The organism is Candidatus Thiosymbion oneisti, from assembly GCF_900092655.1.
Classification (GTDB): Bacteria; Pseudomonadota; Gammaproteobacteria; order Chromatiales; family Chromatiaceae; genus Thiosymbion; species Thiosymbion oneisti.
The window spans coordinates 1-9,393 of record NZ_FLUY01001219.1 but is presented as its reverse complement, the minus strand read 5'-3'; the positions used below and the strand labels follow the sequence as shown (position 1 = coordinate 9,393).

General features: G+C 53.8%; 16 protein-coding genes. All 16 read right to left on the bottom strand.

Translation table 11 applies throughout. The annotated features are described in order from the left end of the window. Positions 1–71: 71 nt before the first annotated feature. Entirely contained in the window at positions 72–242 is a 171-nt protein-coding gene (locus tag BQ17_RS12615; protein ID WP_089727592.1) for a DUF2283 domain-containing protein, read from the bottom strand. Beyond that, positions 239–505, bottom strand: a complete 267-nt coding sequence (locus BQ17_RS12610) for a DUF4258 domain-containing protein (protein WP_089727590.1) — start codon at positions 503–505, stop codon at positions 239–241. The genes BQ17_RS12615 and BQ17_RS12610 overlap by 4 nt, the downstream gene beginning before the upstream one ends. A gap of 498 nt (positions 506–1,003) precedes the next feature. Further along, complete coding sequence (locus tag BQ17_RS12605; protein ID WP_089727588.1) at positions 1,004–1,246, bottom strand: DUF1640 domain-containing protein; 243 nt, start codon at positions 1,244–1,246, stop codon at positions 1,004–1,006. Between the two features lie 385 nt (positions 1,247–1,631). Next, a complete protein-coding gene (locus BQ17_RS12600; RefSeq protein WP_089727586.1) occupies positions 1,632–2,495 on the bottom strand; it encodes a hypothetical protein in 864 nt (287 codons plus the stop codon). Then, complete coding sequence (locus BQ17_RS12595; RefSeq protein WP_089727584.1) at positions 2,492–3,490, bottom strand: type VI immunity family protein; 999 nt, start codon at positions 3,488–3,490, stop codon at positions 2,492–2,494. The genes BQ17_RS12600 and BQ17_RS12595 overlap by 4 nt, the downstream gene beginning before the upstream one ends. Before the next feature lie 6 nt (positions 3,491–3,496). Continuing rightward, positions 3,497–4,339 carry a hypothetical protein gene (locus tag BQ17_RS12590; protein ID WP_141699258.1) on the bottom strand — a complete coding sequence of 281 codons (843 nt, stop codon included), beginning with the start codon at positions 4,337–4,339 and terminating at the stop codon, positions 3,497–3,499. Further along, the gene (locus BQ17_RS12585; RefSeq protein WP_089727580.1) at positions 4,336–4,701 is read right to left on the bottom strand and encodes a hypothetical protein; all 366 of its coding nucleotides are present in this window, start codon (positions 4,699–4,701) and stop codon (positions 4,336–4,338) included. The genes BQ17_RS12590 and BQ17_RS12585 overlap by 4 nt, the downstream gene beginning before the upstream one ends. 228 nt (positions 4,702–4,929) lie before the next feature. After that, positions 4,930–5,313 carry a DUF4280 domain-containing protein gene (locus tag BQ17_RS12580; protein WP_256091585.1) on the bottom strand — a complete coding sequence of 128 codons (384 nt, stop codon included), beginning with the start codon at positions 5,311–5,313 and terminating at the stop codon, positions 4,930–4,932. A gap of 34 nt (positions 5,314–5,347) precedes the next feature. Continuing rightward, entirely contained in the window at positions 5,348–5,881 is a 534-nt protein-coding gene (locus tag BQ17_RS12575) for a DUF4123 domain-containing protein (protein WP_089727576.1), read from the bottom strand. A gap of 37 nt (positions 5,882–5,918) precedes the next feature. Then, positions 5,919–6,125, bottom strand: a complete 207-nt coding sequence (locus BQ17_RS12570) for a hypothetical protein (protein WP_089727574.1) — start codon at positions 6,123–6,125, stop codon at positions 5,919–5,921. Positions 6,126–6,224: 99 nt separating this feature from the next. Next, positions 6,225–6,533, bottom strand: a complete 309-nt coding sequence (locus BQ17_RS12565; RefSeq protein ID WP_141699257.1) for a hypothetical protein — start codon at positions 6,531–6,533, stop codon at positions 6,225–6,227. Between the two features lie 14 nt (positions 6,534–6,547). Continuing rightward, positions 6,548–6,985 carry a hypothetical protein gene (locus tag BQ17_RS12560; protein ID WP_176722410.1) on the bottom strand — a complete coding sequence of 146 codons (438 nt, stop codon included), beginning with the start codon at positions 6,983–6,985 and terminating at the stop codon, positions 6,548–6,550. Between the two features lie 421 nt (positions 6,986–7,406). Further along, on the bottom strand, positions 7,407–7,718 hold the full coding sequence (locus BQ17_RS12555; RefSeq protein ID WP_089727569.1) for a hypothetical protein: 312 nt from the start codon (positions 7,716–7,718) through the stop codon (positions 7,407–7,409). Then, positions 7,711–8,229, bottom strand: a complete 519-nt coding sequence (locus tag BQ17_RS12550) for a hypothetical protein (protein ID WP_089727565.1) — start codon at positions 8,227–8,229, stop codon at positions 7,711–7,713. Before BQ17_RS12550 ends, BQ17_RS12555 begins: the two co-directional genes overlap by 8 nt. Beyond that, on the bottom strand, positions 8,226–8,579 hold the full coding sequence (locus tag BQ17_RS12545) for a hypothetical protein (RefSeq protein WP_141699256.1): 354 nt from the start codon (positions 8,577–8,579) through the stop codon (positions 8,226–8,228). Before BQ17_RS12545 ends, BQ17_RS12550 begins: the two co-directional genes overlap by 4 nt. Before the next feature lie 48 nt (positions 8,580–8,627). Then, on the bottom strand, positions 8,628–9,393 hold a 766-nt coding region (locus tag BQ17_RS23770), incomplete at its 5' end, for a type VI secretion system Vgr family protein (RefSeq protein ID WP_369406470.1).

The following is a 9,393-nucleotide window of genomic DNA, read 5'->3' as shown; positions in this document are numbered from 1 at the left end:
CCATGAGGGCATCGTGGCCGCTCATTCGCTCCATAACTCGTTGTTTTAGATTGCAATAATGTGGGGATACCTCAGGGGTAGAGCCCTTTTTCCTGCGCTTCCAGGATCACGATTTCGCAGATGCTGCCGTCTACCGCGTAGCTGATGTTGACGTTCCAGCCGTAGGAGATTTCGCGTGCCACCGGCTTTTTGTTCAAATGAATTTCCAGGATGTCATCTTCCGGATAGTAAGTCGTTTTCATTCCGGTTGCTCCTGCCAATGGGTCATGAGGGTTTTAATCACAACAGCCGAACCCCTGATCACTGCGGCACATACAAGATTATCATCCCGATGCGAGTAGGATTTGAAGATCCAGCAATACTTTTCATCCTTGTGGATCAGTGTACCCTTTTCTATCAAGTCTTGTACCATATCGAGAGAAATCCGTCTTTCCTCCATGCGTCGTAATGCATGATATGTCAGGTGTATACGTTTCCCGAAACGGTGGCTTTCCCAGATATTCATGTCTTCGTTTCTATCGGAAATGAGGCTTCCGGGATTCTTTCATATTGATTTTTAAAGATTCGCATCGGGTACAACGCTGTCATCGCCTAAGCGCCCATGTCGGTGGCGAATAGGTCAGTCAGTAAACGGTTGAATGCGTTCAGCGATTTGGCCGCGGCGGTGATCGAAATTCATGCCGAAAGGTGGTCCTTTCCAGGGTAGGTAGAGTCTCGAACAAAATGGGTGTCCCCTCTATCGTCCGCGTCTTCGTTCCCGGCAGGACTTCTTTTTCACCGTTGACCGATTGGAACGTCGCCGCCGTCTGTTGACGGACGACAGCGACGACTTGGGAATCGTCTTTACCGACGCCCGCCGTCGCCGATCCTTCACCCTACGGTCCTACTGACCCACAACAGCAAGGATTTTGGGCGGTTTGGGGAAATATTCAGAATCGAGGGGATTGATTCTTGAGTGGGACGAGAGCGGAGCGGGTTCGGCCCGCACAGCGGACCCTGAAGATCAGAAAAAGGTCTTTAGAATCAGTGCCGAAATACCGCCGATGACTAAACCCAGCATCCATTTTATCAGTTTCAGCTTGCCTTCCAGCCGAGCAATATCCGTTTTGGTAGCCAGCTGGGTATCAAGGGTTTCCGAAAACACCTCGGCCAAGGCTTCTGCTTCCGCTTCGGCGTGCTTTTCGGATACGCCGGCTGCTTTGAGCCGTCGCACGAACTTCAGGGTATCGAAGGTAATGGTTGTCATGGGTAGGAGGTTATCGTCGCCCCTTTGATCCGCGGCTTATGCAGATTTCCGCAGGTGGTTCCTGTATTCCCATCAATACCCTTGCATGATGCGGCAATCAAAACCTTGTGTATAGTTCTCTCTACACAAGAAGATGTGGCGCGTACAGCGGTTTATGCAGTGGTCTTAAGGGGTGTCCTCAAGCGAGACGAAAGCGGAGCAAGGAGCGGGCATCGTAGATTCCTTGTGGTTTCGGTGGGAAAGATATCAGACAAAATGAGAGACAAAATGGGTGTTCTTTTGTTTTTGTTTGGGATGAGTTCGGCCATATGGAGCCCTACTCTTGTAAAGGAGTGTTGATTCTAAAGGCGGGATGCGCTGCGCTTTCCCGCCCTACGCGGGCTGCTTAATCCTCGAAGTATTCAACGTCGATACGGAGCACCTCGATTCCCGTGGATTCGACATAGGCAACCAGCTGTTTGAGCAGAAACGCGAAATCGACCGGTGGATAGTCCGCATCCACACTGGTGGTCGCGCCATCGATGGACAATTCGCTCGGGAACAGGATATTACCGGCCTCCTTCCAGTCGCGTGCCGATATGTCCGTGGTAAAGGCCGTCCACACCGTCATCTCGCACATGGCGTCAAAGAATGCCTCTGTCGCCCTTGCCTGTTTGGCGTCGAGCGGACGCCGGAGTTGGATCTGCGAGCGGAAAATCAGACGGTCGAAATCACTCGGCCAGCCCTCTTCATCGTCGATAGCTATAACTTCACCGTCGATTTCGATGGCGAGCGCATCTTCGATGGTGAGATCTGGGCGATCCCAGTGCGCCGCCGCCTGCAATTGGTTTTCCAGGTCCTTGAACAGTTCACTGATGCCGGTGCCGGACGCCAAACCGGCGGTGGTGACAAGCACCGCTGACACCAGGCGTTCATCCATATCACCCGTGTCCGATCCGGTGACGAAGTCGACCATATTCAGCAAGGTCGCCAAGCGCCAACCTTGGTCCATTTGCCCCGCCGGGAATCTCAGCTCGATAGTGTCGTCCGTGGCGGTCACGGTCGGCGGTGGATAGTCTCGATGATCGAGCCCGGCGAAGAAGACCCCTAATGACGCCACACAGGGGGCGACGGTATCGGCCACGCTGACGACATAGTCGCGGCGCGCTGCGCCCTCGAGCCGATCCGCGCCGTCCACAGTCAAGGTGATCGATGTGTCACCCTGAGACGTTTGCTGAAAGGCAAGCGCGTAATCGTAGCGACGGGTCATGGCAATCTCCGCTTCTTGACATGGGCATCGGCGGGGTCATAAAAACGCCGCTGCCAGATGATACTCGTCTGCTCATCGCCGAACACCATCTCGCCTTCTGCCCAAGGAACCGGGTAACCCACGGGCCGCAGCACTTTTCCGACCGCATGATAGAGGAACGTATGCTCGTTGGTTTCCTTATCGCCGGCAATCGGCTCGGGACCCAGGCGGAGCACGGCCCCCCATCCCAGATCGGTCATCTCCACGGCCCCTGGCAGCGCCTTTCTCAGCACCGAAAACCCGCCGACCCGGCTCAAATAGGGCTCGCCGACTAGTGTGATCCAATTGATGCCGGCAATACCGCAATCTCCGGGGTCATCCGATACAACGACCCCCTTGCGCAAATCCACGTGACACAGGTCCAGTACCTCGTAGCGCCGGGCCGGCACGCCTACGTCCTCCTTCACAGGCGAATAGCCACCGTTATCGCATGAGTCGGCCAGCGCCGCACCATAGCCGCCCAATGCAGTCCAGCACGGCAGATCGGCGAGCGCTCCCAGTAGTTGGTCGATATTGAGCTGCCCGGCGCGCCACGCCTCCACCGAGATACAGGCGTCGAGGGCAATGCGATCGTGCCAGACGAAGAAATAGAACCGGTTCGGACCAACGCCCTTTCGCCTCTTGTCTTCCTGGTCGAAGAACTCGAACCCGAACCAATAGGCGGCCTCGATATCCGGTTCCTTGTCCTTGCAGATTTGCTGAAACGGGGTCCAGTCCCCGGGCTGGATTCGTATCTTGCGGCGCGCATTGGTACCGGGCGTTTCAAAGATCCGTATGATCCTCGTATTCTCCTCGAGGATCGGCCTGTAATGCGCAAACAACCGCTCATATTGCACCGTGTAATGATAGGGGTGGGTGGTTAAGGGAAAGTAAGCACACAGCCGAAACGCCGGCATCGCATAGCGTCCCCAGTCATCCCGAATATCCAGATCATCGACCCAGCTTGTCTTAGTCATGCTAAATCACCGCACACCCCGAAGGTCACGCTTGGATTTGGAACACTTGCACTCTCCCTGATCGACCTTTTTAGCCAATCGCTTGCGAGTTCCACCACCGGATACGGCCTCGTCGTACAATGGTTTTTGCCCGGGATTCTTTGACCAGTCGTCTTGGTAGCCCGTTTCCGGGTCGTCGAACTTGAAGTCATAAATATCCTCGATTTCTCCGTTCGGCCCTTCGATCAAGACATCTGGTATAACTTCAAACACCTTGCCTTTGTACTTGGCCATGGCCTCATCGACCATCTTGTAGAGATCGTAACCCATGGTGGCGACATCGTAAATATCATATGCGGTGGAGATAACATTCAAGACGGGTACGAATTTCATCCAGGCGGTCGCCGCCTTCTGCGCGATCTTCTGACCCACCTTCTTCTTGATGGTTGCGATCAGCTTCTTGCGGATCGGCTCAAGCGCCTTTTTGAGCTTGTCCGGACTCAGAGGCGTGCGCTTCCAGGTGCGAGGAATCTTCTTGTTGTATGGCACCAGGATCTTTTTCTCGGGGAAATATTTGGTCCCCCGTGGATAACGGTTACTGTCTTTTAACGCCTTGCCGAGACGGCGCTTCCATTTGTCGCGTTTGAGCATCTGCTCCGCCCGTTTCGACGGGCGTGTACACTTGACCGGTGGCGTCTTGTCCTTGCATGCGTGCCAATTGTTCCGAGCGGCACAAAACACGCTGCAAAGCTCATACAGAACGGGATCGCCTGCCCGTTTTATTCCGGGTACGGCCTGCGCCGATCCGCAAGACTTGACGACATTGAGCGGCGCGGTGCTGGAACCATTGAGTCGAGGGACCCTGCTCATCGCAGCGTATCCTCTGCCAGCATTTCGTCCACAATGACCGTAGCACGGTCGATGCGTTGATCCGGCATCAGATCGTCATCTTGCAGCTCCTCGACGACATCAGCGAATTTCGGGTCCTTATCGAAGGCCAAACCCAGCGTCGCCTGAATTGCAATGAAGCTCCAGATCTGGTGTTCCGTGGTCAGTCCGTAGGATTCGGCGCGTGCGATACAGGTATCGACCCGATGATTGGCCTGGGCAGGAGAAAGGCCGTTCAGGAAAGCCGGAATGCGCTCTTCGAGTCGAGCGATCGTCCTTTTTATAAACGCCTGTCTCGGAACGGCTTTCAACGCCTCGAACTGAGCAGCTGAAATTTTTAGCATGGTTTGTCCTCAATAGAAGTACAAGCTCATTGTCACCGGCAGGACGCTAGTCTGAAACGATGCACTTTAGTGCAAGGCTTTAGCTGCTACACGGGTTTCTATAATGGGCTAATAAGTGATCAAAGGTGCCGTTTCTTCAAAGCGAATTCCCAGGGCTAAAAGACAACCACTTTTGGGCGATAAGAGGGAATCAATGAATCAAAGGGGTCTATCTATGACCCCTTTGATTCAAGGTATCTGCTCCGTAACCTGCCCCGGAGCAATGACCGATATGACCCCGCCCCAAGTGCACATCAACTTGGAGGTATTGTTCAGCGCCGGCATGTTGCCGAATATGACTGTCGGTGAGCCCGGAGCCCAGGGTGCCGGGGTCACGGGTATGCAAGGCATTGGCGTCAAGACGCCGGCTGCGGCCGCGGTTGCCGCGGCTACCGTCGGGTTGGCAAGGCTGGTGCACATGCCAAACGGCAGGATGTTGACCATGGGCTTGTGGTCCATGATATTGGCCGCCGGCATGTAGCCGGTCATCATCTGATTGATTGGTAATACCGTCAGGGTACTGGGCGCCGATCCAAAGCTACACTGCAAGGTGGCGCCGGAGCAGACATGCATGGCCATATTAAGCCTCCATAGACGCGGATTCGTTCTACGCTAGGGTCAGCTGTTGTTGCCCCAGCCTATCGCCGGTAAAGCTGAAGCGTGACAGGACATGGGCCGTGTCCGCCTCTGCGAAGTAGGTGGTCACAGGACCGAACAAGACGCGCAGTCCCTCGGGGTTACAGGTGGGAAGGTAATCGCGTAGAACGCGGGGGTCATAGTAGCGGAAGTGGAGTGGTTCACCGTCCGGATCCCAGACCGTGAGGAGCTTGCGAAAATGCATGCGGAGGGCACGAAAATCGTCCTTGGCCTGGGCCAGAATGCCCCAATGGTTCCCCACGCCTTGCGTTAACAGCAGCTTGGTAAAGGGTGACTGGGGTGAAAGCGCCACCAGATAGGGTGCGGTTTGGGCCAACTCCGCATCCAGCTCACCAGGCAGGAGGCAGACATTGGGCACCGTATGTTGTGCCAGGAGCGACCGTAGATTGGGGATAGAGGCGCCATCGAGTACCCCATAGAGTTGTTGGTCGCTGTTCTCGAACAAGATCCGGTGCAGTGTATCCAATCGCGTCGCGGTGCTCATGGTTCAGGGTCTCCTCTATCAATCCTGTTTCCCGCTCTCAGCCGTCTTGCGGTGCCGTCTGGGTGTGCTGCTCTGCCGCGCATTGCTCGCAAAATGGGATTCCATCTCTGGCAGCATTTGCCAGCGTTTGGGCCTGCGGATTCTGAAAGGGTCCGGACACATCCACGTCCAGATCGACAGTCTCGTCCGGCTCGGTCTTCGCGGCTTCCTTTGGAGGTGTCTCTAATCGCTTTTCGGTACTCATGTTTTCCCCCTGCAGATTGGGTTTCACACCTTAAAACTGATGGATTTTGTTTATTCGTTACGACAGTCTTCCACAGCCGACTCACTCGATCGTTCCGATTCACTTCGACACGGAAAGACCATCGAGAACACGCCGGGAAATCGATCTTATCTCGGCCCACTCTTGCCGCGATTTCAAGGCAGCCGGCGTCCACAAATCCTTCCGGTCACTCATTTCGTCAAGCCGCTCATTGATTTTCTGCAAGTCGTTACGCACCGCCTCTGATAACGTGGAATCCGTCATAAATGCGCCAAAAATGTCATCGAATTCCAGAGCAATTTCATCGATGTTGTCTTGCAGACCTAAAGCAGCCAAATATTCCAACTGTTCATCCGCAGTCGATGCAAGATTCCGCAATGCTGAATACATGAGACCTCGTTGTGTCATGGCTTGCCTGCTGGGATATTAGGGGATTTTCCGCCAGTTGGGCTTGTAACACGCCAGTAGGGATTTGGTCCATGATGGCCACCACCAGGATGCCAACGTACCATTCGGCCGGTTGGATTGCCTTGCGGCGAATACTCTCTCAGAACCCAACCTTTGCCCTTATGGCTTCCCTTGCCAAGACCCTCTTCTTTCCACCCTGGTGTTTGCCCAAGCTCTTTCCTAACCTGGTCTGGCGTCTTTCCATCAAGTTTTTTCGGATCCTTTAGGATCTCATCAAGCTTCTTGTTCCCCTGTGGGTCTGCAGGGTTCACACGCCTTTTTCTTCTTTGAGAATTGCTTTTTCGCGCCGTTTCACTTATCCCTAAGCCATCCCCAAGCTTTCTTTGCTTGCCTCTTGCCAGCCCGGAAGACCTTTGGGCCGTATTTTTTTGCAAGTTTGAGTCCTGCCTTCGCAGCAGGAATGAGCGCCCGCTTTGCAATTTCCCGAGCAACTATTATGCTACCAGCGACGACAACAGCTGGAGCTGGCATCATTCAGTCTCCTTCTGGGTTTCATCCACAATGGCATCGAAAAGAGCATCAAGTAGATCATCCTTATCAATCCCCTCTGTGCTGAGGTAGGCGGCAATTTCGGGATTTCGATCAAAACCCGGCTACAAGTAACCATCCCCTGGCAAAGCCGGGGGATTTCCCGTTACTGGTTAAATCGGTATGGGCTTGTAGAAGACGAAATCGCTCTCGTAGCGGACTGCGGATTGGCCGGATGGGCCGAAGAGCTGGTCTTCACTAAGCCACGCACCCTGTTTGACTGTGGGGTGAAGACCAAAAACAAGATGGGTGTCCTTATTATTCATATTATTCCAACACACTCTCGGATATGGCCAGTAGTACTCTACCGAGACGCTCGATATCTACCGCCGTAGGTATGTCGTCATTTTTCAACCGCTTTAATTCTGATATGTCATCATACAAATCTCCCACGATGAGTTCCTTTGGTATGTCTGTCATATCGAACATTTCGTCAGCTGCAACGGCATGGTAGTATTGCCGATCGCCCAGGTTTACCGTGGCAAGCCCACGCTGGGTATACTCAGTTACTATTTTATCGGCAATAGCCAGCAAGAATACCAATGATACACTGGTATCTTGATTGGTTTCGTCAGTCATCTTTCATAGCCTCCTCGATTTTTTTCAGCTCTTTCTTATGCTTCTCAATCTGTTTCTCCAACGCCTTTTTTCGGCCTTCATAGATCTTTTTCTTTATTTTCTCATTTGGTGCGTTCCGATATGTTCCTTTGTTGTCATATTTCTCCGGATTCCGAGTATAATCATCCAATTTTTTTTCATGCTCCTTAATCAATTCTTTTTCACGATTCGCGGCTTTCTCGTTTTGGGACCTGGATCTTTTTTTGTAGGGGTTTTTCGTTTTCCCTGCGGAGGGCTGTTTACAGGGTTCACACGCCTTTTTCTTCTTAGAGAACCGCTTTTTCGCGTCGTTCCACTTTTTCCTAAGCCATTCCCAAGCTTTCTTCGCCTGTTTCTTACCAGCCCGGAAGACCTTTGGGCCGTATTTTTTTGCAAGTTTGAGTCCCGCTTTCGCAGCAGGAATGAGCGCCCGCTTTGCAATCTCCCGAGCAGCTATGGCACCGGCAGCCACAATAACCGGGGCTGGCATCATTCAGTCTCCTTCTCGGCTTCATCCACAATGGCATTGAAGAGATCATCAAGTAGGTCGTCCTTATCAACCCCCTCTGTACTGAGGTACGCAGCAATCTCGGGATTTTGATCAAAACCCGGCCCCATTAAAAAAGTGAGCATCGTGAACCAGGTCAAACCAATGTCCGTTTCTATCCCGGCCTCACGCCCTGCTTTGATCGCAGATTCAATGAACCTATGTCGCTCCGATGCTGGAACGTCTCCAACCAAGTCTACAACCTCACTCTCCAGATAGTCTTGGATGCGAATCGTCAGATTCTTGTCCCCCGCAGCAATGAACGCTTGTAATTGTTCATGCGAAATGCGAATCATAAAGTACCTCGTGACCAGACCCATTTTGCGGTGTGCCGCCTGTGCGTCCTACGTCGCTGCGCATTTCTCGCAAAACGGGGTTCCATCTCTAGCAGCAGTTGCCAATGTCTGGGCCTGCGGATTCTGAAAGGATCCGGACACCTCCAGGTCGGTTATTCCGCCCGGCTTGGCCTTATCGGCTTCCCTGGGTGGTTTCGGTGCATCCGGCGCACAACCCGAGCCGGACCCCGCCGCGCCGCCGCTGTTGACGAGCACAGGGGTGCCCGAGATGGTAACCCCGGTCGGGCCGACCACTACAAACCCGCTACCCGCCTTCAGCGTAATGCTCATGCCGGCCTCGATGACCAGGTTCATGCCCGCTTTCAGGTGGATTTCCATCCCGGCATCGACGGCATGCTTCATGCCGACTTTCTGCTGGAGATCCATGCCGGTATCCAGGGAGACCGAACCTGTGACCTTCTCGTTACGGTCGCCTCCGACGGTGAGATGCTGGTCCCCCTCGACCTGTTCGAGCTGGTCGGTCTTGACAATCAGGTGGCGTTCGTTACCGATCCATTCGAATAGGTCATGCTTAACCCGCACATCCTGGTCTTTTTCCGCATGCATGAAGAGCTGCTCGCTGCCCTTCTTGTCTTCCAGGCGAATCTCATTAAAACCGCCACCCCCTTTGCTCGAATTACTTTTAAGCGTCGTTACGGTCGCATTACCCGGCAGCCCGTAGGGCGGCATGTTAACGCCGTTGTAGACCCCGCCGGTGATGATGGGCCGGTCGGGGTCGCCTTCCAGGAAGTCGACGATGACTTCCTGGCCGATG

Bases quoted from the DNA above. Each gene is read 5' to 3' on its own strand.
- BQ17_RS12615 (WP_089727592.1), bottom strand. From the start codon at position 242: ATGAAAACGACTTACTATCCGGAAGATGACATCCTGGAAATTCATTTG.
- BQ17_RS12610 (WP_089727590.1), bottom strand. From the start codon at position 505: ATGAATATCTGGGAAAGCCACCGTTTCGGGAAACGTATACACCTGACA.
- BQ17_RS12605 (WP_089727588.1), bottom strand. From the start codon at position 1,246: ATGACAACCATTACCTTCGATACCCTGAAGTTCGTGCGACGGCTCAAA.
- BQ17_RS12600 (WP_089727586.1), bottom strand. From the start codon at position 2,495: ATGACCCGTCGCTACGATTACGCGCTTGCCTTTCAGCAAACGTCTCAG.
- BQ17_RS12595 (WP_089727584.1), bottom strand. From the start codon at position 3,490: ATGACTAAGACAAGCTGGGTCGATGATCTGGATATTCGGGATGACTGG.
- BQ17_RS12590 (WP_141699258.1), bottom strand. From the start codon at position 4,339: ATGAGCAGGGTCCCTCGACTCAATGGTTCCAGCACCGCGCCGCTCAAT.
- BQ17_RS12585 (WP_089727580.1), bottom strand. From the start codon at position 4,701: ATGCTAAAAATTTCAGCTGCTCAGTTCGAGGCGTTGAAAGCCGTTCCG.
- BQ17_RS12580 (WP_256091585.1), bottom strand. From the start codon at position 5,313: ATGCATGTCTGCTCCGGCGCCACCTTGCAGTGTAGCTTTGGATCGGCG.
- BQ17_RS12575 (WP_089727576.1), bottom strand. From the start codon at position 5,881: ATGAGCACCGCGACGCGATTGGATACACTGCACCGGATCTTGTTCGAG.
- BQ17_RS12570 (WP_089727574.1), bottom strand. From the start codon at position 6,125: ATGAGTACCGAAAAGCGATTAGAGACACCTCCAAAGGAAGCCGCGAAG.
- BQ17_RS12565 (WP_141699257.1), bottom strand. From the start codon at position 6,533: ATGTATTCAGCATTGCGGAATCTTGCATCGACTGCGGATGAACAGTTG.
- BQ17_RS12555 (WP_089727569.1), bottom strand. From the start codon at position 7,718: ATGACTGACGAAACCAATCAAGATACCAGTGTATCATTGGTATTCTTG.
- BQ17_RS12550 (WP_089727565.1), bottom strand. From the start codon at position 8,229: ATGATGCCAGCCCCGGTTATTGTGGCTGCCGGTGCCATAGCTGCTCGG.
- BQ17_RS12545 (WP_141699256.1), bottom strand. From the start codon at position 8,579: ATGATTCGCATTTCGCATGAACAATTACAAGCGTTCATTGCTGCGGGG.